A 24,238-nucleotide genomic window follows, 5' to 3' on the forward strand; every position below is an offset into this window, starting at 1 on the left:
GGAATCTAGAGTCATTTGGGTTACAGGCAAGCGGAAAACGTGCTGCAATGCGACATGATTGTGGGATTTGCGACTTCCGATTTATCGTTAGCCGTTGAAACTCTTCGGCAAAAGCCGCCTCAAGCGTTGTGAATAAATTGTGGCGGAGCCGTGGCATGACACCGCTACCATCGGCCAAACAGGCGACCGTCTATGGTGACCAGGCCGAGTCCGATCAGCGCCATGCCGCCGATTTCGAACAGCGCCAGGCGCTCGCCGAGGAACAGGAAGCCGAGCAGCACCGCGCTGACTGGCACGACCAGGGTGACCAGCGAGGCATTGGTGGCGCCGGCCGAGGCGACGAGATTGAAATAGAGGATGTAAGCAAAGGCGGTTGAAAGCAGCGCGAGGCCCAGAACCGCGGCCCAGACGGGCGGCGAGACCGAGAAAAGCCCCGCGGGGCCATACCCAATCAGCACGAGCGGGATCATGATGATGGTCGATGCGGTCAGCTGTCCGGTGGCGACGACGGGTGACGGCACGCCCTTGAAGCGGCGCGCGATCATCAGGGCGACGGCGTAGGAGATCGAAGCGCCGATCAGTGCGAACTTGGCCCACACCGGTCCGCCAAGCCCGGCAAGCAGGCCGGGTCCGATCATCACCGCGGTGCCGGCGACACCGAGCGCGATGCCGGCGAACTTGTTCCAGGACAGCTTCTCGTCGGTGGTGAGCGCATTGGCCAGGATCAGCGTCCAGAACGGCGTCGTGGCGTTGAGCACCGAAGCGACGCCGGCGCCGAGCTGCGTCTGGCCGGCGAAGATCAGCGAGAAGGGCACGACGTTGTTGGTGAGCGCCAGCAGGAAGAACAGGCCGGCATGCGGGAAGGCGAGCCGGAACGAAGGGCCGCGGGCTGCCAGATAGAGGTGAAGTGCCGCCGCGGCGATGGCGACGCGAAACAGCACCAGCGCCAGCGGATGGATCTCGGAAACGGCGATGCGGGCAAAGAAGAACGAACCGCCCCAGATCGCGCCGAGCAGGAGAAGCTGCGCCCAATCCTTGAGCGTCATCGCTCCGCGCGTCGGCGCGGCGCCGGCCGTAATCGACATGTCCTGTTCCTCCCCGGGGGCCGATCGCAACCTCGACCCGTAAAGCATCTCAAGAACCGATATCGGGTTCGGCGGCAAGGGCCACCCGAAACCTGACCGGTGGTTTAGCGTCGCCAAAATGTGCAGCAGACCGCTCCGGGTAGCCAAGACACAGAACTGTTTTCTTTGGCGGCTAGCTAGGATTAATTGTGCGCGCTCCAGACCCGAGGATTCGTCCATGCAGCGATTCGAAAATGCCCGTGAGGCGGCACTGGCGCTTCGTCCCGACGATCCGGTCTACTGTTTCCGCCCGCAGGTGCTGAAGGAGGATGCCCTGCAGTTCATGGGCATGTTTCCCGGCAAGACCGCTTACGCGGTCAAGACCAATGGCGAGCAGATCGTTCTCAAGACGCTGGTGGAAGCCGGCGTCAGCGCCTTCGACGTCGCCTCGCCCGGCGAGTTCGCCGCCGTGCGCGCCGTCTCGCCCGACGCCGAGATGCTCTACATGCACCCGGTCAAAGCGCAGTCGGACATCAAGCTGGCGCTTGAAAAATACGGCATCCGGGTGATCTCGCTCGACCATGAGGACGAGATCACCAAGCTGACGCGCGTCGTGCGTGCGCTCGATATCGATCCTGGCGCTCTCACCATCTTCGTGCGCATCCAGACCAAGGGCCACGCGGCTTACGAGCTGTCGAAGAAGTTCGGCGCCGGGCCGGCCAATGCGGTCGAGCTTGCCGAGCGGCTGAACCGCACCGGCTATAAGGTCGGCCTCTGCTTCCATGTCGGCAGCCAGATCGAGGATCCCGATACCTATGAACGTGCGCTCGCCTCGGCGGACTGGGTGCGCAACCGTCTGACCTTCGACATTGCCGGCCTGGATGTCGGCGGCGGCTTTCCCGCCGAATACGGCCACGATCCCAACCGCAGGCAGGTCGAGATGCCTTCGCTCGGCCAGCTTATGTCGCGGCTGGCCGGCGACCTGAAAGAATATCAGTTCGACCAGATGCCCTTGGTGGCCGAGCCCGGACGCGTGATCGTGGCGCGATGTCTCTCGCTGATCGTGCGTGTGCTGTTGCGCAAGGGCAAGCGGCTCTACATCAATGACGGTATCTGGGCGTCGTTGTCGGATTCATGGACCGGCAAGATTACGCTGCCGGCCCGCTTTATCCCCGATCCCGCGATCCGCACGCGCAACGGCAACGAAAACACCATCGTGCCGTTCAAGGTCTGCGGCGCGACCTGCGATTCCGTCGATATCCTGTCCAGGCCATTCTGGCTGCCGGAAACGGTCGACACCGGCGACTGGATCGAGATCGGCCATATCGGCGCCTACTCGCTGTCGCTCAGGACACGCTTCAACGGCTTCTTCCCCGATACATTCGTCGAGGTGACGACGCCGTTCGACGAGGGCGATGCGCCGCAGGGGTTCGCGAGTTTGGAGACGATGGCGGATTAGGAGTAGGGAGTAGCGAATAGCGAATAGCGAATAGTGTGTAAGCGAAAGAAGCGCCGGCCAACCCTATTCGCTACTCTCTATTCGCTATTCGCTCTCACAATTTCGCCAAAAGCTCCGGCGTCGGCCAACCATCCACCGGCAGGCCAAGCCGCATCTGCTCCTTGCGGACCGCCTCGCGCGTGTTGGTGCCCAGGATGCCGTCGACGGTGCCGACGTCGTAGCCCTTGGCCTCTAGCTTGGTCTGCAGCGCCTTCATCTGGTCACCGCTCAGGCCTTGCTCGGGCGTGCGCGGATCGAATTGCGGCGCGCCGGCAAGGCGGCTCGCAAGCACTGCCGCCGTCAGCGCGTAGGTGAAGGACTGGTTCCATTCCAGATAGACGTCGAAATTGTCATAGGTCAGGAAGGCGGGACCCTTGCGGCCCATCGGCAGCGCCAGACCAGCCTTGAGACCATTGTCGATGAGCGGGTTGCCGTTGGGTTCGGTGACACCCCATTGCGCCCATTGCGACAGCGGCAGCTTGTTGGTGCGGCCGGTCTGGTCCCATGGCATCTCGTCGGGGACGCGCACTTCCTGGACCCAGGGCTGGTCGCGCTTCCAGCCGCGCGACATGATCTTGTCGGCCGTGGTCATGATGACGTCCGGCACGCTGTTCCTCAGATCGACCTTGCCGTCGCCGTCGCCGTCGACGCCGCGCGCCAGATAGTCGGTCGGCAGGATCTGTGTCTGGCCGATCTCGCCGGCCCAGGCGCCCTTGACGTCGGCGGGCAGCACGCCGCGGTCGATCAAGGTAAGCAGCGGCACCAATTGCTGCCGAAACAGCTGGGGACGGCGGCAATCATACGAAAGCGTCACCAGCGCATTCAGCGTATGGAAGTCGCCCTGGACGGCGCCGAAGTCGGTCTCCAGCCCCCAGAAAGCAGCGATGATGGCCGGCTGGACGCCGAACTCCTTGTCGGCGCGGTCGAAGATTTCGGCATATTTCTTCAGATTGGCCGCACCCTGCTTCAGGCGGTAGGCCGAAATCATGCGGTTGGCGAATTCGGTGAAAGTCTGGGTGAAGACACCCTGGGCGCGGTCGCGCGCCAGCGCCCGCTGGTCGATGGTGGCGTCCTCCAGCGCGTCGAGCCCGACGGCGCCGACGCCGGCTGCCTTGGCTTCTGCCGCGACGCCCTGTTTCCAAGCCTCGAAATCGCCGCCGCATTCCTGCGCCGCTGACGGCAGCGCAAGCGCGCCGAGGAAGAGCGCCGCCAGGATTTCAACGCGCAATCGCATCGCTTTCCTTTCGAGACCGGCGCATGACCCGATCGCGACCCCGGATGGGATCGGACGGGCGCATGCGAGGATTTCAAAGCTCCGGAGCCTCGCCAGGCACTCGCACGAGTACGCCGCTCCAGATTACCAGCGGTTGCATGTTTCGCCGCCCGCCGTGTCGAAAAGCAGGCGCGGCGGCCGATGTCAACGGGTGTTCTGCCGCAGCCACTTCTTCCAGGCAGCTTCCGAGCCGTTGAAGACGTTGATGTCGGACTTGCCGGTCATGCCGGGCACGATGCCGGTGCCGGTGTACTGCCAGAAGGTGAAGGGGTGGCTGCCGTATTTCTCGCGCGGATGGCCGGCGACCGAGCGCAGCCAATAGGGATAGCCGCGGAAGGTCGCCAGTTGGTTGTCGTCGAAGAAGTCGACCGAGGTGTAGATGATCGGCTTCTTGCCGTAATAGCGCTCGACCATTTGCAGGAAGACGGTCATCTCGCTGCGCACCGTGGCCGGGTCGGGGCGCAGTCTGCAGGTCGGCGATTTCGGGTTCCATTCCATGTCGAGCACCGGCGGCATTGCCGACGGGTCTCTCGGGACATTGGCGATGAACCAGCGCGCCTGGGTTTCGGCCGGCGTGCAGAAATAGAAGAAATGATAGGCCGCGCGCGGGACGCCGGCGGCCCTTGTACGCGCCCAGTGCTCGTTGAAATAGTCGTCGAAACGATCGCCGCCCTCCGTGGCTTTGATGAAGGCGAAGGAGATGCCGCTGGCCCTGGCGGTCGGCCAGTCGACCGAGGTCTGGTATTTGGAGACATCCGTGCCGTGGATGGCGTAGGTCCACGGTGCGCCGCTGTCCCACTCATGCGGCTTGGAGTCCTCGAATTTGGGCGCGCGCACAGCAACCGTCTGCGACGACGGCGACAATGGTGAGAGGTCCTCCACGGTCGAGCAGGCGCCCAGCAACGTAAGCATCAGGATGGCCGCAAGACGGCGCATGATATCCCCCGAGCCGGGATCAGCCGGCCGCTGATGGGTCCTTCATTGATGGCGGTCGCTTACGCGGGCCCCCTCCGGACGATCTCCCCACAGGACCGTCACAGTCGCTCATTTGATCGCCGAACATGGTTGATAATCCATTGACGGCGCTCGACGATGCCGGCGATTTTGCGGAAGCAATGGCGGCAAATCGATGACATAAATCGCGCCGGCGAATCCAAAAGGCGGGGAAAGATGCGGGCTGTCGTGAAGTTCATCAAATGGCTGCTTGGGCTTGTGATCCTGGCGGTGGCGGCACTCTTCGCCTGGCTCTATTTCGCGCCACCGGAGCTGATCCGCGTTGGCTCCGGCTACTCGGCCAAAATCGTCTGCTCGAATGTCTTCATCGCCGGCCGCGACGCCAAAGAGGTCCTTGCCGTCGACGTGCAGGCGCCCGGCCACCCGTTGCTCAAGCTGATGAAGGTCTCCGTCGACAAGGAAAGGGGACTGGTTTCGGCGGGCTTGCTTTGGGTTCTCGGCAAGAGTGTTGCTGTCGAGCGCGATGGCGTCGGCTGCGCGTCGGTTCCGGACGGCGACACCGGTAAGGCAAGGCAGACATCGCTGCGTGCCGCGCCGCCGGCGGCGGCGCAGCCCGACGCGCTCTGGCCCGATGGCGAGCGGGTCGATGCTTCCCAGCACCCCGAGGTCGCGAAGATCGTCGATGATGCCGCGATGGCCGGCACCGGCATGCGCGCCATCGTAGTGGTGAAGAACGGCCGTATCGTCGCGGAGCGCTATGGCAAGGGCTTTTCGGCCAAGACGCCGCTGCTTGGCTGGTCGATGACCAAGACGGTGAATGCCGCGATCGTCGGCACGCTGGTCAAGGACGGCAAGCTGGCGCTCGATAACAAGGGGCTCTTCGCACCGTGGAAGGCCGACGGCCGCGCCGCCATCAGCCTTGCCGACATGATGGCGATGTCGAGCGGGCTGGCGTTCAACGAGGATTACGGCGACGTCGCCGACGTGACCCGCATGCTTTATCTCGAACCGGACATGGCTCGCTTCGCCGAGGCACAACCGCTGGCCGGCGAGGTGGGAAAAGTGTTTTCCTATTCGAGCGGCACAGCGGTGATGCTGTCGCGGCTGTGGCAGGACGCGATCGGCGACAAGGCGAAGGCGCTGGCATGGCCGCGCACGGCGCTGTTCGAGCCGCTCGGCATGCATAGCGCGGTGCTCGAGACTGACGAGCAAGGCACCTTCGTCGGCTCGTCGTATCTCTATGCCACGGCCCATGATTGGGCGCGCTTCGGCCAGTTCCTGCTGCAGGGCGGCGCCTGGAACGGAAACCAGATCCTGCCCGCCGGTTTCGTCGACTGGATGCGCGAGGCCGCACCGGCCTCAAAGGTGTATGGCAAAGGCCAGGTCTGGATCGAGGGGCCGGGCGATGAGGAAAATCCCGGCGCGGGCGTCGCCGCAGGCCTACCCAAGGACACTTATTGGATGGAGGGCCATGACGGCCAGACGGCGGCGATCATTCCGTCGGAGCAGTTGGTGGTGGTGCGGCTTGGATTGACGCCGGGCAAGTTCGGCTATCGACCACAGAGGATGGTTGGGGCGCTGGTGAAGGCGCTGCACTGATCGCGTTTTTTATTTGCGGGATCCGATGACGCCGAGCCAGGCGTACCCGCGATAAAGCGTTCTGAAACGGAAGGTTGCGCCAGTGCGCTGCGATTCCGATTCAAGCACGTCGCGCAGCGAGGCGCGCGGCGCGACATGGAATTTCCGCAGCCAGCCGCGCAGCAGGGCGCGGAACCAGCGTGGCAGGCCTTCCTGCTGGCCAAAGTCGACGACATGCAATGAGCCGCCGGGCGCAAGCGCGGCGAGTGCGGCCGAAACCGTCTTTTCCCAGCCGGGGATCATCGACAGCGAGTAGGACACGAAGACGCGGTCGAACTGCGCGATGCCGAAGAGCGCCATGGCATCGAAGTCGGTTGCGTCGCCACGCGACAGCCTGACTTTGTCGGACAGGCCTTCGCGAGCAATGGCCGCGCTAGCCGTCTCCAGCATCTCGGCCGAGATGTCCAAACCGAAGAAGCGCGCATCCGGATAGCGGCGGGCGGCAAGCGCAATGTTGCGGCCGGTGCCGCAGCCAAGCTCCAGCACGGTGCCGCCTTGCGGCACGTCCAGCCCGTCGATCAGCCGGTCGCGGCCGAGCAGGTAGTATTTGCGGGTCAGATCATAGATATGGCGCTGCCAGCGGTAGACGCCGTCCATCAGTTCGGCATGGCTGGCCGGCAGCTCCGTCGTGCTCATGCCGGCCGCTTCACATAGAGATGGAAGCCGCCATAAATGGCCGAGCGGTCTTTTGCCGAAAATTCGCGCGAGGCGTCGGCCTCGTAGGTCCACTGGTCGAGCAGGGAACTGGAGACACGGCCGGGCAGGAGGCTAGGTTCGGCCGCGGTGCGGAAGATGACGCGCGCGCCGGCCGAGGCTGTGCGGGTGATCTCGGTCCACAGCGCGTTGAGCAGGTCGTCGGTCATCCAATCCTGGGCGTCGAGCAGGACGAAACGGTCGACGGTGCCGGCATCCTTGGCGGCCAGGAACTTGATCAGATTGGCGTGGTGGATGGCGACGCGATCGATGTTGTCGCGGATCGTCTTATAATTGCGCTCCTGCAGATAAGCAGGCAGCGCGGCCTCGCCGGGCTGCGGATAGCGGCGGGCAAAGGCCTGCCAGGCGAAATAGTTGTTCTTGAGCGGGAAATCGCAGGCGAGCTTTTCAAGGCGCGCCTTGAGCACGCTCGCCATCGAGCCGTCGCCGGATGTGATGAGCGAGTCATACTGTGCCGGCGGGATGCCGAGGCCGAACAGCGAAGCTTTGCGCGAAGTCGCCCAGCGCAGCAGCTTCTTGTCGAAGACGGGTGCCAGTTCCTCATTGAAGAAGCGGCGCTGCTCGCCGATGTTTCCGGCCTTCATGATGCCGGCGGGATCGACGCCGAACAGTTTTGCGACGCGATGGCCCATGGCGATGAAGAGGCCGAGCAGGCCGGTTTGGTAGAAGTTACGATCGAAAACCGAGATGCGGCGCCGGCCGCGCCAGTTGCGGCGTTCCCAGTAATGGCGGCTGACCGGATCGAGATGCGGTGCGATGAAGCGATCATAGGCATCGGAATTGTGGCTGGTGCCGGCGGCGCCGAAGAAACGGAACAGGTCGCCCTGCGACGGCAGGTGGCGCACCGCTTCCAGCTTCATGCGGTTCAGCGCGACATGCGCGGCATTGAGATCGACGGCGTCGATCCGGGCCGGCGTGCGGGTCAGGTAAGCCAGGATGTTGCAGCCGCCCGAGGCGATCGTGACGACTCGGTGCCCGGCGCCAAGTTGCATGGCCTCCATGTCGACATCGGGATCTTCCCAGATCTGCGGATAGACGAGGCCGGAGAACAGGAAGGCGAAGAGCCGCTCGGAAATGCCGTCCTTCGACAATGCCCGGTTCTGGTAGACGGCCTTTCCGACCTCCTTGCCTCGACGATAAACGAGTTCTCCGGATACGTCCGACATGGAAAGGTGATTCCCCGTTTGCGTTGGCGCAAGCGGGTAGCGCAGCGGCATGACAGGCAGGTGACAGCCTGTTGACGCTGTTCTTACGCTTTTCCGAACGCTCCGGGTGTCGGCGTGGTGACGATGACGGCCTCGCCGGCATCGAGCGTGGTCTGATCGCAGGCCTTCAGAACGTCGACCGAGCCATCATTGCGCCTGATCTTGGTCGAGCCCGCCTCGCCGTCACCGCCGCCGTCGAGGCCCTGGGGCGGCCGGTTGCGGTGCGAGGACAGGATCGCGCATTCCATCCTTTCGAGGAAGCGGATGGTACGCCTGGTGCCGTCGCCGGCATTCCACTTGCCCTTGCCGCCGGAATCCTTGCGGATATGGAAGTCTTCCAGCACAACGGGGAAGCGCAGTTCCAGCACCTCCGGATCTGTGAGGCGCGAATTGGTCATATGGGTATGGACGCCGGACGTGCCGGCAAAGCCCCGGCCCGAATTCATCCGGCCGGCCGGCGAGCCGGAGCAGATCGTCTCGTAATACTGGTATTTCTTGTTGCCGAAGGTGAGGTTGTTCATCGTGCCTTGGGCGTTGGCCATCGCGCCCATCGCGCCGAACAGCGCGTTGGTGACATGCTGCGAGGTCTCGACATTGCCGGCGACGACGGCCGCGGGATAGGACGGCTTGAGCATGCAACCGTCCGGAATAACGATGTTGATCGGCCTGAGGCAGCCGGCATTCATCGGGATCATGTCCTCGACCATGACGCGGAAGGCATAGAGCACCGCGGCGCGGGCGACGGGCTCCGGCGCATTGAAGTTGTTCTTCATGACAGGCGACGTGCCGGTGAAATCGACGGTCGCCTCGCGCCTTTGCCGGTCGACGGTAATCTTCACCTTGATCACCTGGCCGGTGTCGGTGGGATATTCGTACGCCGCGCTGTCGGGAAGCCGCTCGATCACGCGGCGCACGCTCTCGGCGGCATTGTCCTGTACGTGGCCCATATAGGCCTCGACCACATCGAGCCCGAAATGCGCGACCATCTTGCGCAGCTCCGCCACGCCCTTTTCGTTGGCGGCGATCTGCGCCTTCAAGTCGGCGATGTTCTGGACGGGATTGCGCGCCGGATAAGCATGGTCGGTCAGCAGCGTCTCCAGCTCCTTCTCGCGGAAGCGGCCGCGATCGACGATGCGGAAATTGTCGAACAGCACGCCTTCCTCATCGACCGTTGTCGCAAGCGGCGTCATCGAGCCCGGCGCGGTGCCGCCGACATCGGCGTGATGGCCGCGCGAGGCCGCCCAGAACAGGATTTCCTTGCGGGCGTTGTCAAACACCGGGGTCACCACGGTGATGTCGGGCAAATGCGTGCCGCCATTATAGGGCGCGTTGAGCGCGAAGACGTCGCCGGGATGGATATCGCCGGAGTTCAGGCGGATGATTGTCTCCACCGAACGGTCCATTGAACCCAGATGCACCGGCATATGCGGCGCGTTGGCGACCAGCGCGCCATGACGGTCGAATACGGCGCAGGAGAAGTCGAGCCGTTCCTTGATGTTGACCGAATAGGCGGTGTTCTGCAGCGTCACGCCCATCTGTTCGGCGATCGACATGAAGAGATTGTTGAAGACTTCCAGCATCACCGGATCGGCCTCGGTGCCGAGTGCCGCGGCTCGCGCCTTTCTTTCTGTCCGGCGTATCACGACGTGGTTGAGACCGGTGATTTCGGCGCGCCAGCCCGGCTCGACGACGATGGTCTGGTTCGGCTCGATGATAAGCGCGGGCCCGGCGACCGTGTGGGACGGCCGCAGGCCTTCGCGGCGATAGACGCCGGCCTCGTGCCAGCGGCCTTCGGTGTAGATGCGCCGGCTTTCCAAGGGTTTGGCGTCAATTCCTGCCGGTCCGGCGAGCGCCGGGGCTTCAGCCTTGTCCTGTCGGGCGACTTCCATGCCTTCGACGGCGACGGTCTCGACGACGATCGGCTTATCGTCATAGACGAAACCGAACTGCGCCTTGTGCGCGGCCTCGAAATCGCTTCTGGCGCGGAAGATCGAGCCATGCTCGAAATTCACCGGCAGCGCCGTATCGGTGCCGTCATAGCGGATATGCAGGACAGGCCTCGTTGAAACCGCGTCCCCAGCAATGCCTTGCTCGCCGAGCTCGGCAATGACGTCGCCGCGCAGCGCCGCGATGAGCGCCTCGATCGCCGCGCGGGATTCTTCGGCAAGCGGCTGCAGCAGACCCTGTTGGCGCGAGGCGAAGACCGACGAGAGGCCGATGCCGTAAGCCGAGAGAAGGCCGGAGAAGGGATGGATGAGCACCGCCTCCATGCCGAGCGCATCGGCGACCAGGCAGGCGTGCTGGCCGCCGGCGCCGCCAAAACAGTTCAAGAGATATTCGGTGACGTCATAGCCGCGCTGCACCGAGATCTTCTTGATGGCGTTGGCCATGTTCTCGACGGCGATGGTGACAAAGCCTTCGGCGACCGCCTCGGGCGTCCGGCCGTCGCCGATTTCGGCGGCAAGCGCCGCGAATTTTTCGCCAACCGTGCCGATGTCGAGCGCTTGGTCTTGGCCCGCGCCGAAAATCGCCGGAAAGAAATCGGGCTGCAATTTGCCGAGCATGACATTGGCATCGGTGACGGCGAGCGGGCCGCCGCGCCGGTAGGCGGCAGGCCCGGGATTGGCGCCGGCAGAATCCGGGCCGACGCGGAAGCGGCCCGCCTCATAGTGCAGGATCGAGCCTCCGCCGGCGGCGACGGTGTGGATGCGCATCATCGGCGCGCGGATGCGAACGCCGGCGACCTCGGTGTCGAAGGCGCGCTCATATTCGCCGTCATAGTGGGCGACGTCGGTCGACGTACCGCCCATATCGAAGCCGATGACCTTTTCGAAGCCGGCGAGCTTCGCCGTCTCGACCATGCCGACGACGCCACCCGCCGGTCCCGAAAGCAGCGCGTCCTTGCCCTGGAACATGTCGGCGGCGGTGAGGCCGCCCGACGACATCATGAACATCAGGCGCGGTCCGGCGCCCAGTTCGCCGGCCACCCGCTGCACATAGCGCGACAGGATCGGCGACAGATAGGCGTCGACCACGGTGGTGTCGCCGCGGCCGACCAGCTTGATGAGCGGAGAGACCTCGTGAGAGACCGAGATCTGGCTGAAGCCGATCTTGCGGCAGACTTTCGCCACGGCCTTTTCGTGGTCCGGGTATTTCCAGGCGTGCATGAAGACGATGGCGACCGCGTCGATGCCGTCGGCCTTCGCCTGCTCGATCGCTGGGCGGCAGGCCGCGATGTCGAGCAGGCGCTCGACGCAGCCGTCGGCGCGCACGCGTTCATTGATCTCGATCACCCGCTCGTAGAGCTGCTCCGGCAGGATGATCTCCTTGGCAAAGATATCCGGCCTTGCCTGATAGGCGATGCGCAAAGCGTCGCGGACCCCCTTGGTGATGAGCAGCAGCACACGGTCGCCCTTGCGCTCGAGCAGCGCATTGGTGGCAACGGTCGTGCCCATTTTGACGTCGCCGATCGCGTCGGCGGAAATGGCGGCGCCGGCTTTCAGGCCCAACAGGTCGCGGATGCCCTGGATGGCGGCGTCCGCATACGCCTCGGGATTTTCGGACAGGAGTTTTCGGGGGTGCAGCCGGCCCCGCGGATCACGGCCGATGACGTCGGTAAAGGTGCCGCCGCGGTCGATCCAGAAGTCCCATTTCCCAGTTCCTGCGGCTGCCGGCATTCTGCTTATCCATAATCTCTTTGGGCGTATGTTGTGTTAGTTCGGGATTTCGGCGCCAGCAATCGCAAGTTGATGTTACACGTGGAAATGCAACGTTACGAAACCGGCAGATGGCTGATGCATTTCCCCTGCGACCGCTCACCGAAATGTGAGCGTCTGTCGAAGGAGAGATAGCATGAAGAAGCTCATTCTGGCGTCGGTCTCGGCGCTCGCCTTGCTGGGAGTCGCGGCTTGTAGCGACAGTGGCACCGGCACTGACAATACCACCACCCAGAGCACCAATCCGCCGGCCAACGAACAGCCGATGAAACCGGCAACGCCCGACGCTTCGAAGCCTGCCGAACCGGCTCCGGCAACAAAGCCGGCTCCTACCGCGCCTGCGCAGTAAGGGCCGTCCCACAATCAAAGAAGGCCGGCACTGCCGGCCTTCTTTTTTGCGCCGTCGATCCCACGCATCGCCGGTCGACTGCGGCATCGTCCCGGCTTGATAGAACCGCCCGGTTCGCTCTATGAAGCCGACATGTCGATTTGGGACCGCCTTGGCGACTTCATCGCTCGTGTTTCGTCATCGGCGTCCTCGGGCGTCGCGGATGTCGTTGAAGCTGTGCGCACCGTGTTTTCCGGCGATCCGGACTTGCGCCGGCGCGTAGCCTTTTCGGTGGCGATGATCGCGCTCTCGGCCAAGATGGCCAAGGCCGACGGCATGGTCACCCAGGACGAGGTGCGCGCCTTCCAGGACATCTTCGAGGTGCCGCCGAGCGAGACGCGCAACGTGGCGCGGCTTTACGACATCGCCAAGCAGGACGTCGCCGGGTTCGAGACCTACGCGCGGCGCATGGCGCAACTCTGCGGTTCCGGCCATGCCAACTGCATGATGCTGGAAGACATACTCGACGGCCTATTCCATATCGCCAAGGCTGACGGCCTGATCCATGAGCGGGAAGGGCAGTTCCTGCATCGGATCGCGGAGATCTTCCGGATCGATGAGGCGCATTACGAGATGATCCTGTCCAGGCACGTCAATCTCGGCGCCGCCGATCCTTACGTCGTGCTGGGCATCGAGCGCGGCAAGCCGTTCGAGGAAATCAGGAAGCGCTACCGCAAGCTGATCTCGGACAATCATCCCGACAGGTTGATCGCACGCGGCTTGCCGCAGGAATTCATCAAGATCGCCACGACCAGGGTCGCGGCGATCAATGCCGCTTATGAAATGATCGAGCGGGGCCTCAGGCACGCATGAGCGGTTTCCTGCCCGACCAGCCAGGTGCCGAGGTCCGGGTGTCGCCGAATTTCGGTCCGCGCCGCGAGACGCTGCGGCCCGACATGATCGTGCTGCACTATACCGGCATGGCAACCGGCGCCGGCGCCGAGGCGTGGCTGTGCGATCCAGCAAGTGAAGTGTCCTCGCATTATCTTGTCCACGAGGATGGCCGCATCATCCAGATGGTGCGCGAGAGCGATCGCGCCTGGCATGCCGGCAAGAGCTCCTGGCTCGGGCGCACCGACATCAATTCCTGCTCGGTCGGTATCGAGATCGTCAATCCCGGGCATTCACTCGGCTACAAAGCCTTCCCGAGGCGGCAGATCGATGCCGTGATCGGTTTGTGCGCGGGCATCGTGGGCCGTTATTCCATCCCAGCGACAAGGGTGCTTGCCCATTCCGACGTGGCGCCGGGCCGCAAGGTCGACCCGGGCGAAAAATTTCCGTGGAAGGTTCTGTTCGCGGCCGGTATCGGTCACCTCGTACCGGCGGCGCCGATAAAACCGGGCGCCGCGTTGAAGTCCGGCGACACCGGCTCCGACGTCGAGGCGCTGCAGTCGATGCTGGCGCTCTATGGCTATGGTATTGAGATATCGGGTATTTACGACCGGCAGACGGAAATCGCGGTGGCGGCGTTCCAGCGGCATTTCCGGCGGCGGCTGGTGGATGGCGTGGCCGACAATTCGACGATCCGCACGCTGCAGAGGCTCCTGACTTCCGTCACGGCAGCCTCTGCCAAATAGTCGCGATAAGGTCATTAAATTACAACCTGTTATTTAAAGTGAATTGCGCCGCCTTCATTGCCGCCAATTCCGCCGCCAAATGCCTCTCCCGCAAGTTGTTGGACGTCTAGCCCCTCTGATGCTCCGATGTTGAATTGACACAACTGCGCGAAGTTCTTCGCGCGGTTCTAACAGAACAGGATTACATGCAGAAATTGACCGTTGTAGCGGCAGCCGTTGCTGCCGGAGTAATAAGCTTTGCCTTCAGTCCGGCAAACAGCGCCCCCTTAAGCCTTAGGGCAGACAATGGCCTTGCCGTCGCCCCGACGACCAAGGCTGCCCCGGCGAACAAAGCGCCAAAGATCAAGAGAGCCCCGGCTAAGCTGCAGAAGGCCGCCACGACCAGGGCGGCGAAATCGACGGCCAAGCGCGCCAAGCGCGGCAGAAAGACGATCGATCTCACCACGACAGCCTCGATCCCCGCGGGCAAGATCGCTCTGGCGACACCTGCCGCGCCCAGCGGCGGCCAGTATTCGTCGATCATTGCCCGCTATGCCGCGAGCTACGGCGTGCCGGTGTCCCTGGCCAGCGCCGTCATCAAGATCGAAAGCAACTACCGGCCGAATCTGGTCGGCAGCGCCGGCGAGATCGGCCTGATGCAGATCAAGCCGGCCACGGCGCGCATGATGGGTTACACCGGTTCGGCCAAGGGGCTGTTCGATCCCGACACCAATATCAAATACGGCATGAAGTACCTCGCCATGGCGCAGGGTCTTGGCGGTGGCACCACCTGCGGCACGATTCTGAAATACAATGCCGGCCACGGAGCGACGCGGATGAATCCGATTTCGGCCGCCTATTGCAGCAAGGTGAAGGTGCAGATGGCAGCGCTGGGTTCGCCGGCCTAAGCTCGTCCGCCGAAGTGGATTTGGGCGACGCGTGTCTGTTTCAAGCGCGTCGTTGTCCCAAACCGCTGCGCATTTGAGCGACGGCAACAGCTTTTTCGTTTGCGTTTTCAGGCGGGAATCCCTTTATACGCCCTTGTCAGCTGGCCGGGCGGCCGCGCCCGCGCGTGCCGAAAGGTTGCGGGTGAGGAAAGTCCGGGCTCCATGGAGACACGGTGCCGGCTAACGGCCGGCGGGGGCGACCCCAGGGAAAGTGCCACAGAAAGCAAACCGCCGCGGCTTTGGCCACGGCAAGGGTGAAAGGGTGGGGTAAGAGCCCACCGCGCGACTGGCAACAGAAGCGGCAGGGCAAACCCCACCGGGAGCAAAACCGAATAGGGGCGGTGCGAAGGGAAACCTTCGAGGGCTGTTTCCGGCCCACCGTCCGGGTAGGTTGCGTGAGGCGCATGGCAACATGCGCCCAAGATGAATGGCCGCCACGTTCTCGCCGCGAGGCGAGGGCCATACAGAACCCGGCTTACAGGCCAGCTGGCATTTTTCTCGTAGCGATAGCCGAACGGGATCAGGAGGTTACGCCGACAGGCGTATCTTCCGATTCAAGCATTCTGCAAGACAGCCTCCGCGGCCTGGTCGAACGTATCCTTGAAGCTGGTGCGATTAAATCGTACCTTGGGGAAGAGCAGGAGTGTATCATGGGCCAGGTCGACAAACGCAGTATCACGCTTTCGCCGGAACTGGCGGCTGCGGTCGACAATGTCGTCGCTGCTGGCGAATACGCCTCGGCCAGTGAAGTCATCCGCGATGCACTCAGGCAATGGAAGGAGCGGCGCGACCTGCTCGGCTATACCGTCGAGGAATTGCGGGAACTGGTGCAGGAAGGCATCGACAGCGGGCCTGCGCTGGACGGCCCCCCCTTAATGGAGCGATTGCGCGCCAAATATGCGAAGATGGCGGAAGCCAAAGGCGCTGACGAGTGAAGTACTGCCTGCTTCCACAGGCATTGGTGGACCTCGAAACTATCGGCGACTACATCGCTGCCCGCAACCCAAACGCCGCAGTCCGTTTTGTGGAAGCTCTTCAGAGGCGATGGGATTTGCTGACCCTTCATCCCCAATCAGGCGCGCCGCGCGATGATATCTTGCCGGGCATCCGCCACCTCGTTGTCGGGGAGTATCTTACGTTTTATCGGATTGGCAACGACGCGATCGAAATCCTTCGCGTCCTGCATGGCCGACGCAAAATCGAGGCTGACGACCTGATATAGCGGGACTAGGCGCCGAGCTTGTCCAGCGACGCCTCGATTGCCTTCCAGAGTTCCTCGACAGGTTCGCAACCGATCGCGAGACGAACGAAGCCCGGCGGAACGGCGTCGCCGCGTTTCGAACGCCGCTCGGCCGATGTGTGCACGCCGCCGAAGGAGGTTGCCGATTCGATCAGCGCGCAACCGTCGATGAACGCCTCTGCCTGTTCTTCGGAAGCCAGCTCGAACGAAATCAGGAAGCCGAAGCGCTCCATCTGAGCGCGCGCCAGATTGTGCGAGGCATCGCCCTCGAGCCCGGGAAAGCGCAGGCCGCTGACGGCGCGATGACCCTTCAGCCGCCGCGCGATGGTTTCAGCCGACGAACACATGCGATCGAAGCGCACTTCCAGCGTTTCGAGGCCGCGATGCACCAGCCATGCTTCGAACGGACCGGGAATGCCGCCGGCCGTCTCGCGCCAATCCTTCACCCTGGCGACAATGTCGGGATCGCGGCTGGCGACATGGCCAAAGAGAACGTCCGAATGGCCATTGATCGCCTTGGTGTCGGCCGAGACCACGATGTCGGCGCCAAGATCGAGCGGGCGCTGGCCGAAGGGCGTCATCGTCGTGTTGTCGACGATCAGGGTTCCGCCTTGGGCATGGACTGCCCTGGCGACGGCGGCGATGTCGCAAATGTCCAGTCGCGGGTTCGACGGACTTTCAACGAAAACCGCCCGGTAGCCGGCGAAGCCGCCATCGAGCATGCTTTCCGTCGGCCTCACGTCATAAGCGACGCCGAGCGGTTTCAGAAAACGCTCAGCCAAGGCCCGTGTCGTGTGATAGCCGTCCGACGGCAAGAGGATGCGGTCGCCCGATTTGACGAGCGCGAACAAAGCCGCGGAAATCGCGGCCATTCCCGACGGAAAAATAATGCATTGCGCCTCTTCCAGGTGGCCGAGCGCATGCTCGACCGCATGCCAGGTCGGGTTGCTGAAGCGGCCATATTGATCGAAACCCGTCGCGTCGCCCGGTGCGTGGAAGATCGAGGCCATGGTCAGCGGCAAGGGAATGGGATCACCCTTGGCGAAATCGGCGCTGCGCAAATGGGCAAGTGTCGCGGCGCGTGACTTCGCAGTGTCGGACATCGGCTCGATCCCTTGGGCAGAAAACTTCAACCGACGCTATGCGCGCCGGCTGTGCGCGGCAAGCTGGGTCTTTTTAGGCCAGAGGGCTCTAAACGCTTCGTTAGGCTTAATGGACGATAAAGACGGGACGTGTCTTCAGCCTGCGCTTTCTGGTTGTGGCGCGTTTGTTTGTGATGCCTGTTCCCGTTGACGCCCATAGTGCCCCATGATATCCCATTCAGATCAAGCTTTCGTTCCGCGTCAGGGTGAAGCGTACGCCAATCGGGCAGCCGCGGCGGCTGCGCGTTTGTCGGTTTTCGCCCCGGTGAATGAAGCGATTTGCCGCAAATGCGGCAGGGGCGCGGAGAACAACATGAGGGGTGCAGCGGCAACAGCGGCTGTAGCGTTTATTGGACCGGTTTCTGTCAAACACGGTGAGCAAGATCGATGCGAAGGGGCGGGTGTCCGTTCCGGCGCATTTTCGCGCCGTGGTGCAAAAACGCGGCTATTCGGAACTCTACGCGCTACGCTGCCTGGATCTGCCGGCCATGGATGTCGGCGGGCTCGACCTGCTCGACCGTTACGAGCAGCGGATCGCGCTGGAGGATCCCTTTCTGCAGACGGCGAACGACATGTCGTTCTTTTGCCATGGCGACGGGACATTTCTGAAGCTCGACCAGGACGGCCGCATCACCATGACCGATTTCATCCGCGAGCATACGGGCATCTCGAACGAGGTGGCCTTTGTCGGCCGCGGCAATTTCTTTCAAGTCTGGGAGCCCGGACGGCTTGCCGCCTATGGGGCGCAGGCGCGGGCCAGGCTTTTGCAGCTTCGGCAGGGGACGAAGCCCGGGGAGCGATCGGAATGATGGCTGGCCACGGCGATGACCCTCACGCCGTTGGCGGACCGGCCCGTCACATTCCGGTCCTCCTTGCCGAGGTGCTCGACGCGCTTGCGCCGAAGGCCGGCGAGACGATCGTCGACGGGACATTCGGCGCCGGCGGCTACACCAGCGCCATCCTCGATCGCGGCGCCTCCGTCGTCGCCATCGACCGCGACCCGGACGCGATCGCGGCGGGCAGGGCGCTCGAACGACAGTCCGGCGGCAGGCTGAGGCTTGTCCAGGCACCGTTCTCAACGCTGGACGAGCATGTCGAGGGCGCCGACGGCGTGGTGCTCGATATCGGCGTTTCCTCGATGCAACTCGACCAGGCGGAGCGGGGCTTTTCCTTTCGCGCCGACGGGCCACTCGACATGCGCATGGCGCAGGCGGGTCTCTCTGCCGCCGACGTCGTCAACACCTTCAAGGGGGGCGACCTTGCCCGCATCTTCGGCTTTCTCGGCGAGGAGCGCCATGCCGGCCGCATCGCGCGCATGATCGAGAGCCGTCGCGAGAAGAAGCCCTTCGAACGCACGCTCGATCTCGCCGACGCCATCGAAACCCATATCGGACGCGGGCCGAAGGACAAGATCCATCCGGCCACGCGTGTCTTCCAGGCGCTGCGCATATTCGTCAATGACGAGCTTGGCGAGCTCGCAAGGGCGCTGCTGGCTGCCGAGCGGGCGCTGAAACCCGGCGGACGGCTAGCCGTGGTGACGTTCCATTCGCTGGAAGACCGCATCGTCAAGCGCTTCATCGCCGACCGCTCCGAGGCGGCCAGCGGCTCGCGGCACATGCCTGACGCGCCCGTGCGCATTGCCACCTTCCGCAAAGCCGGCGGCGGCGTGACGCCGGGAGAGGCCGAGCTAGACGCCAACCCGCGGGCGCGCTCGGCCAGGCTGCGCGCCGCTATCCGCACCGAGGCGCCGGCGCGCGCCGGCGATTTTTCGATTTTCGGCCTTCCAAAGCTTCCCGCCGTCGAGCGGCCGGGGGAGAGGTGAGCACGTGTTTCGTACCAGCGACATAGTCCTGATCGCCGTCATGGTCTCGGCCGCGGCGCTGACCTACAAAACGAAGCGCGAAGCCGAAGAGCAACAGGCGGCGGTGCAGAAGATCCAGGCGCAGATCCACTACGAGGAAGAGACCATCGATCTCCTCAAGGCGGATTGGAGCCTGCTCACTCAGCCGTCGCGACTGCAGAAGCTTGCCGACGTCTATAAGAGCCAGCTCGGGCTCGAACCGGTCAACGCGCACCAGATCGGCGGGCTCGACGACATTCCCGTGAAACCCGTGACCATCGAAGACCTCTCCTCGCAGCAGCTTGGCGGCATGGCCGACAATTCGGGCAAGGAGCCCTCGGACGGCAAGGATCCGGTGGTCACCGGGAGCACCGTTCAATGATCGGCCTTCCAAGGATCGGCGGCCTGCTGACGCGCCGGAAGAAGCAGGCTGAGGACGGCTCGATCGTCGTCGACGCCGCCCGCAAGGCGACTGGCGGCAAGGCCAAGACGCGCATCGTCATGACCATGGCGGTGTTCTTCACCATCTATTCAACCATTGCCGGCCGGCTCGTCTATCTCGGGTTGCAGAATCCCGATCTTTCGGGCGGCCCGGAGAACCGCGTCACTGCATCGCGTCCGGATATCGTCGACCGCAATGGCGAGGTGCTGGCGACCGACATCAAGACGGCGTCGCTGTTTGCCGAGCCGCGCCGCATTGTAGACGCCGACGAAGCGATCGAGAGATTGTCGACCGTGCTGCCGGAGATCGACTACGAGCAGACCTATCGCAAGCTCAAGAGCGGCGCCGGCTTCGTCTGGTTGCAGCGCCAGCTGACGCCGAAGCAGCAGGCCGACATCCTGGCGCTGGGCGTTCCCGGCCTCGGCTTCCGCACCGAAAAGCGCCGCTTCTATCCGAGCGGCGAGACCTCGTCCTATATCGTCGGCCTCACCAACATCGACAACCAGGGCATCTCCGGCATGGAGAAGTATATCGACGAGCAGGGGCTGAGCGACCTGCAGGCGTCGGGGCTCGCCGTGGCCAAGGATCTCAAGCCGGTCAAGCTTTCGATCGATTTGCGCGTCCAGCATGTGGTGCGCGACGAGATCGCCGCCGGCCTGGAGCGCTATCGCGCTATCGGCGCCGGCGCCGTCGTGCTGAACATTAAGACCGGCGAAGTGATCGCCATGGCCTCCGTGCCGGATTTCGACCCGAACAATCCTTACAACGCCCAAGAGAAAGACCGGCTGAACCGCATGTCGGCCGGGCTCTACGAGATGGGCTCGACCTTCAAGAGCTTCACCTCGGCCATGGCGCTGGATTCCGGCAAGGCCACAATGAACAGCCGCTTCGACGCGTCGCATCCGATCCGGGTCGGCCATCAGGCCATCCACGATTTCCACGGCAAGAACCGCGTGCTGTCGCTGCCGGAAGTGTTTCTCTTTTCGTCCAACATCGGGTCGGCCAGGGAGGCCGAGCTGGTCGGCATCGAGGGGCATCGCGAATTCCTGCACCGCCTTGGGATTCTGGACCGGATGCAGACCGAACTGCCGGAAGTCGCCCGCCCGACCGAACCCAAGGTCTGGAAACAGGTCAACTCGTTCACCATCGCCTTCGGCCACGGCGTGTCGACGACGCCTCTGCAGGCCGCCGTCGGCTGCGCGGCGCTGATGCAGGGCTATCTGATCGAGCCGACATTCCTGGTCCGCAGCGAGGAGGAGGCCATGGCGGTGGCCAAGAGAGTGGTCAGCGACAAGACGGTCGAAGGCATGCGCTACCTCTATACGCTCAACGCCGAGAAGGGCTCGGCCAGAAACGCCAGGGCCCCCGGCTACCGGGTCGGTGGAAAGACAGGAACGGCCGAGAAGGTCATCAACGGCCGCTACTCCAAGGAGTTGAACTTCAACACCTTCGTCGCCGCCTTCCCGATGGACGATCCGCAATTTCTGGTGTTCACGATCGCCGACGCTCCTCATCCGGAAAAGCCCGGGATGACCGACGTCGCCGCCAACAATGCGGGAGTTATGGCTGGCAATATCATCAGGCGTTCTGCGGCCATGCTTGGCGTGAAGCCAGATTTCAGCCATGAAAATGGTGCAACGCTGGTTTCCTATCAGTGATTCTTGGGGCGCGCCGGCAACTGCGCGCTATTTTGTTGCGGTGAACGGGACTCAATGCATCTAAAAGATCTAGCCGGTATCCTGCCTGTCGAGGGAACAGCTTTCCCCGATCTGGAGGTGACCGGACTTTCCTCCGATTCCCGCGCGGTCAAGTCCGGCGTCGTCTTCTTCGCGCTTGCCGGCAGTAAGGCCGACGGCTCGGCCTATGCGGCCGACGCCGCGGCCTGCGGCGCCGCGGCGATCGTCACCGGCAAGGGCGCGAGCGTCTCCAGCCTGTCGATCCCGGTCCTTGCCGTCGATGATCCGCGCCTGGCGCTGGCGCTCAGCGCGGCGCGCTTCTTCGGACGCCAGCCGCAGACCATGGTCGCCGTCACCGGCACCGCCGGCAAGACATCCGTCGCCGCCTTCACCCGCCAGATCTGGGAGCAGGCGGGTTTTGCCGCCGCCTCGATCGGCACGACCGGCGTCGTAGCGCCCGGCCGCAACGAATATGGCTCGCTGACGACGCCCGACCCGGTGGCGCTTCACCGATTGCTCAAGGAACTGGCGGATGCGGGCGTCACCCACGCCTCGATGGAAGCCTCAAGCCACGGTCTCGACCAGCGCCGCCTCGACGGCGTGAAGCTCGCGGCCGGCGCTTTCACCAATCTCGGCCGCGACCATATGGACTACCATCCCACGGTCGAGGATTATCACCGCGCCAAGCTGCGCCTGTTCGACACGCTGCTGCCGAAGGGCGCGCCCGCCATCGTCTTTGCCGACGATCCGTGGTCGGAGCCGACCATCGAAGCCGCGAAAGCGGCGGGGCTGGAAGTGCTGACCGTCGGCCGCCATGGCGATTTCCTGACGCTGAAGCGGGTCGAGCATGAGCGGCATCGCCAGCGCGCCGAAATCGTGGCCGACGGCGTGCTGCACGAGGTCGACCTGCCTTTGGCCGGCGATTTCCAGATCGCCAACGCGCTGGTCTCGGCCGGGCTTGCTATCGCGACTGGAACACCCGCGGGCAAGGCCTTGGCGGCATTGGAGAAATTGAAGGGTGCGCCGGGCCGGCTCGACCTCGTCGGTGCCACCGCGGCCGGCGCTCCCGTTTATGTCGACTACGCCCACAAGCCCGATGCGCTGGAGAATGTGCTGACCTCGGTCCGGCCTTTCACCACGGGGCGCGTCGTCGTGGTGTTCGGCTGCGGCGGCGACCGCGACCGGGGAAAAAGGCCGATCATGGGCGAGATCGCGACCCGGCTCGCCGATGTCGTCATCGTCACCGACGACAACCCGCGCACCGAAGTGCCCGAGACCATCCGCGCCGCGATCCTTGCTGCCGCGCCCGGCGCCATCGAGATCGGCGACCGCCGCAAGGCGATCCGCGAGGCGGTGGCGATGCTTCGCGCCGGCGACACGCTCATCGTCGCCGGCAAGGGACATGAGGAAGGCCAGACCGTCGGCACCGAAACCTTTCACTTCTCCGACCATGAGGAAGTGCGTGAGGCGCTCAAGGAGCGTGCCGCATGAACCTGCTGTGGACGTCGGAAGCGCTCGTCGAAGCCATGGGCGGCAGGCCGATCGGCTTGCTGCCGGAGGGCATCACCGGCATTTCGATCGACAGCCGCAGCCTGGAGCCGGGAAACGCCTTCTTCGCCATCAAGGGCGAAGCGATGGACGGCCATGATTTCGCGACAGCGGCGGTCAAAGCCGGAGCGGCGGTGCTGGTCGTCGCCGAGGGCAAGCTGCCGTCGCTCGGCCGGCTGACGGCGCCGATGATCGTCGTGCAGGACGTGCTTGCAGCGCTTGAGAAGCTCGGCGTCGCGGCCCGCGTCCGCTCGAAGGCCAGGACCATCGCGGTCACGGGATCGGCCGGCAAGACGACCACCAAGGAAGCGCTGCGCCATGTGCTGTCGGCGGTCGGCAAGGTGCACGCTTCGGCGCAGTCGTTCAACAACCATTGGGGCGTGCCGCTGACGCTGGCGCGCATGCCGCAGGACTGCGACTATGCTGTCTTCGAGATCGGCATGAACCATCCGGGCGAGATCCGGCCGCTGGTCAAGATGGTCAGGCCGCATGTCGCCATCGTGACCATAATCGCCGCCGCTCATCTCGGCTTCTTCAAGAATCTCGACGAGATCGCCATGGCTAAGGCCGAGATTTTCGAGGGAATCGAGCCGGGTGGCGCCGCGCTGCTCAACCGCGACGATCCACGCTGGAAGCTGCTCGGCAAAATGGCGAAAGAGGCGGGTGTCGAGCATGTCTTCGGCTTCGGCGAAAATGTCCGCTCGGCGTTCCGCCTTGTCGGCTGCGAGCTTCATGCCGACCATTCCGACATCGCCGTCAAGATCGGCAAGAGGGATCTGAGCGCCCGTGTAGGGGCGCCCGGCCGCCATATCGTGCAGAACGTGCTGGCGGTGCTGGGCGCCGCGCAGCTGGTCGGCGCCGACCTCGACAAGGTCGCGGCGGCACTGGCAGATCTTTCGGCCGAGCGCGGGCGGGGCCGGCGCCATATCCTGCATCATCCCAACGGGCCGATCACGCTGATCGACGAGAGCTACAACGCCAATCCGGCGTCGATGGCGGCGGCAATGGCGCTGCTCAACGCCACGCCGGTCGCGGGCGAGGGCCGGCGCATCGCCGTGCTCGGCGACATGCTGGAGCTCGGCAGCCATTCGGCAGATCTCCACGCAGCGCTTGCCAAGCTGATCGTCGGCACGGGCACGCGCAACGTCTTTCTCGGCGGGCCGGAAATGCAGGCGCTGGCCGAGGCCCTGCCGTCAGACATTGCAACCGAGTATCGATCGGGAGCGGAAGAACTGAAGCCGATCGTGATCGCCGCGCTCAGGCCCGGCGACGTGGTGATGGTCAAGTCGTCGAAGGGCATCGGGTTTTCAAAGCTGGTCGAGGCATTGCTCGGCAAATTTCCGGCGGAAGCCACAAACATTAAGCCGGCCTAGGTCGGGCTCCGGGGGACGGAAGGA

General features: G+C 64.0%; 21 protein-coding genes and 1 other RNA gene. 15 read left to right on the forward strand and 7 right to left on the reverse strand.

From position 1 onward, the window contains the following. Positions 1-164 precede the first annotated feature (164 nt). A complete protein-coding gene (locus LB520_RS00080) occupies positions 165-1,085 on the reverse strand; it encodes a DMT family transporter (protein ID WP_224635973.1) in 921 nt (306 codons plus the stop codon). A gap of 217 nt (positions 1,086-1,302) precedes the next feature. Here LB520_RS00080 and LB520_RS00085 point away from each other — a divergent pair, with 217 nt between their 5' ends. Beyond that, the gene (locus LB520_RS00085; RefSeq protein ID WP_224635974.1) at positions 1,303-2,523 is read left to right on the forward strand and encodes an alanine racemase; all 1,221 of its coding nucleotides are present in this window, start codon (positions 1,303-1,305) and stop codon (positions 2,521-2,523) included. A gap of 94 nt (positions 2,524-2,617) precedes the next feature. Here the strand turns inward: LB520_RS00085 and LB520_RS00090 are convergent, their stop codons facing one another. Both LB520_RS00090 and LB520_RS00095 read right to left on the reverse strand, forming a co-directional pair. Then, the gene (locus tag LB520_RS00090; protein WP_224635975.1) at positions 2,618-3,796 is read right to left on the reverse strand and encodes a lytic murein transglycosylase; all 1,179 of its coding nucleotides are present in this window, start codon (positions 3,794-3,796) and stop codon (positions 2,618-2,620) included. Positions 3,797-3,979: 183 nt separating this feature from the next. Then, positions 3,980-4,771 (reverse strand): GH25 family lysozyme, encoded by a 792-nt coding sequence (locus LB520_RS00095; RefSeq protein ID WP_224635976.1) that lies wholly within the window; start codon positions 4,769-4,771, stop codon positions 3,980-3,982. A 234-nt stretch (positions 4,772-5,005) separates the two neighbouring features. Here LB520_RS00095 and LB520_RS00100 point away from each other — a divergent pair, with 234 nt between their 5' ends. Then, positions 5,006-6,388, forward strand: a complete 1,383-nt coding sequence (locus tag LB520_RS00100; protein WP_224635977.1) for a serine hydrolase domain-containing protein — start codon at positions 5,006-5,008, stop codon at positions 6,386-6,388. Positions 6,389-6,397: 9 nt separating this feature from the next. Here the strand turns inward: LB520_RS00100 and LB520_RS00105 are convergent, their stop codons facing one another. Genes LB520_RS00105 through LB520_RS00115 form a run of 3 tightly spaced genes read right to left on the reverse strand, consistent with a single transcriptional unit; the run spans position 6,398 to position 12,023 of the window. Next, on the reverse strand, positions 6,398-7,063 hold the full coding sequence (locus tag LB520_RS00105) for a class I SAM-dependent methyltransferase (protein ID WP_224635978.1): 666 nt from the start codon (positions 7,061-7,063) through the stop codon (positions 6,398-6,400). Further along, positions 7,060-8,358 (reverse strand): DUF3419 family protein, encoded by a 1,299-nt coding sequence (locus LB520_RS00110; RefSeq protein WP_224635980.1) that lies wholly within the window; start codon positions 8,356-8,358, stop codon positions 7,060-7,062. The genes LB520_RS00105 and LB520_RS00110 overlap by 4 nt, the downstream gene beginning before the upstream one ends. Positions 8,359-8,390: 32 nt before the next feature. After that, positions 8,391-12,023: a hydantoinase B/oxoprolinase family protein gene (locus LB520_RS00115; RefSeq protein ID WP_224635981.1), complete on the reverse strand. Its 3,633-nt coding sequence runs from the start codon at positions 12,021-12,023 to the stop codon at positions 8,391-8,393. Between the two features lie 175 nt (positions 12,024-12,198). Here LB520_RS00115 and LB520_RS00120 point away from each other — a divergent pair, with 175 nt between their 5' ends. From LB520_RS00120 to LB520_RS00150, 7 genes are all read left to right on the forward strand, one after another. Beyond that, entirely contained in the window at positions 12,199-12,411 is a 213-nt protein-coding gene (locus LB520_RS00120; protein ID WP_224635982.1) for a hypothetical protein, read from the forward strand. A gap of 132 nt (positions 12,412-12,543) precedes the next feature. After that, positions 12,544-13,263, forward strand: a complete 720-nt coding sequence (locus tag LB520_RS00125; protein WP_224635983.1) for a J domain-containing protein — start codon at positions 12,544-12,546, stop codon at positions 13,261-13,263. Then, positions 13,260-14,027 carry an N-acetylmuramoyl-L-alanine amidase gene (locus LB520_RS00130; RefSeq protein ID WP_224635984.1) on the forward strand — a complete coding sequence of 256 codons (768 nt, stop codon included), beginning with the start codon at positions 13,260-13,262 and terminating at the stop codon, positions 14,025-14,027. Before LB520_RS00125 ends, LB520_RS00130 begins: the two co-directional genes overlap by 4 nt. Before the next feature lie 185 nt (positions 14,028-14,212). Then, positions 14,213-14,914 (forward strand): lytic transglycosylase domain-containing protein, encoded by a 702-nt coding sequence (locus LB520_RS00135; protein ID WP_224635985.1) that lies wholly within the window; start codon positions 14,213-14,215, stop codon positions 14,912-14,914. Between the two features lie 136 nt (positions 14,915-15,050). Further along, positions 15,051-15,447, forward strand: an RNA gene (gene rnpB, locus LB520_RS00140) — RNase P RNA component class A. 156 nt (positions 15,448-15,603) lie between these two features. After that, positions 15,604-15,888 (forward strand): type II toxin-antitoxin system ParD family antitoxin, encoded by a 285-nt coding sequence (locus LB520_RS00145; RefSeq protein WP_140839687.1) that lies wholly within the window; start codon positions 15,604-15,606, stop codon positions 15,886-15,888. Continuing rightward, a complete protein-coding gene (locus LB520_RS00150; RefSeq protein ID WP_140839689.1) occupies positions 15,885-16,175 on the forward strand; it encodes a type II toxin-antitoxin system RelE/ParE family toxin in 291 nt (96 codons plus the stop codon). Before LB520_RS00145 ends, LB520_RS00150 begins: the two co-directional genes overlap by 4 nt. A 5-nt stretch (positions 16,176-16,180) precedes the next feature. Here LB520_RS00150 and LB520_RS00155 read toward each other — a convergent pair whose 3' ends face one another. Continuing rightward, complete coding sequence (locus LB520_RS00155) at positions 16,181-17,296, reverse strand: cystathionine gamma-lyase (protein WP_224635986.1); 1,116 nt, start codon at positions 17,294-17,296, stop codon at positions 16,181-16,183. Positions 17,297-17,685: 389 nt separating this feature from the next. Between LB520_RS00155 and mraZ the strand changes: the two genes are divergently transcribed. From mraZ to LB520_RS00185, 6 genes are read left to right on the forward strand one after another with little or no spacing between them, the layout of a single operon-like run. After that, complete coding sequence (gene mraZ, locus LB520_RS00160) at positions 17,686-18,144, forward strand: division/cell wall cluster transcriptional repressor MraZ (protein WP_224635987.1); 459 nt, start codon at positions 17,686-17,688, stop codon at positions 18,142-18,144. After that, on the forward strand, positions 18,141-19,157 hold the full coding sequence (gene rsmH / locus LB520_RS00165; protein ID WP_224635988.1) for a 16S rRNA (cytosine(1402)-N(4))-methyltransferase RsmH: 1,017 nt from the start codon (positions 18,141-18,143) through the stop codon (positions 19,155-19,157). Before mraZ ends, rsmH begins: the two co-directional genes overlap by 4 nt. Before the next feature lie 4 nt (positions 19,158-19,161). After that, on the forward strand, positions 19,162-19,557 hold the full coding sequence (locus tag LB520_RS00170; protein ID WP_095768987.1) for a hypothetical protein: 396 nt from the start codon (positions 19,162-19,164) through the stop codon (positions 19,555-19,557). Beyond that, the gene (locus LB520_RS00175) at positions 19,554-21,275 is read left to right on the forward strand and encodes a peptidoglycan D,D-transpeptidase FtsI family protein (protein WP_224544831.1); all 1,722 of its coding nucleotides are present in this window, start codon (positions 19,554-19,556) and stop codon (positions 21,273-21,275) included. Before LB520_RS00170 ends, LB520_RS00175 begins: the two co-directional genes overlap by 4 nt. Positions 21,276-21,329: 54 nt before the next feature. After that, positions 21,330-22,784 (forward strand): UDP-N-acetylmuramoyl-L-alanyl-D-glutamate--2,6-diaminopimelate ligase, encoded by a 1,455-nt coding sequence (locus tag LB520_RS00180; protein ID WP_224632942.1) that lies wholly within the window; start codon positions 21,330-21,332, stop codon positions 22,782-22,784. Continuing rightward, the gene (locus tag LB520_RS00185) at positions 22,781-24,214 is read left to right on the forward strand and encodes a UDP-N-acetylmuramoylalanyl-D-glutamyl-2,6-diaminopimelate--D-alanyl-D-alanine ligase (protein ID WP_224632941.1); all 1,434 of its coding nucleotides are present in this window, start codon (positions 22,781-22,783) and stop codon (positions 24,212-24,214) included. The genes LB520_RS00180 and LB520_RS00185 overlap by 4 nt, the downstream gene beginning before the upstream one ends. Positions 24,215-24,238 lie beyond the last annotated feature (24 nt).

This window comes from Mesorhizobium sp. CA12 (assembly GCF_020165255.1).
Taxonomy (GTDB): Bacteria; Pseudomonadota; Alphaproteobacteria; order Rhizobiales; family Rhizobiaceae; genus Mesorhizobium.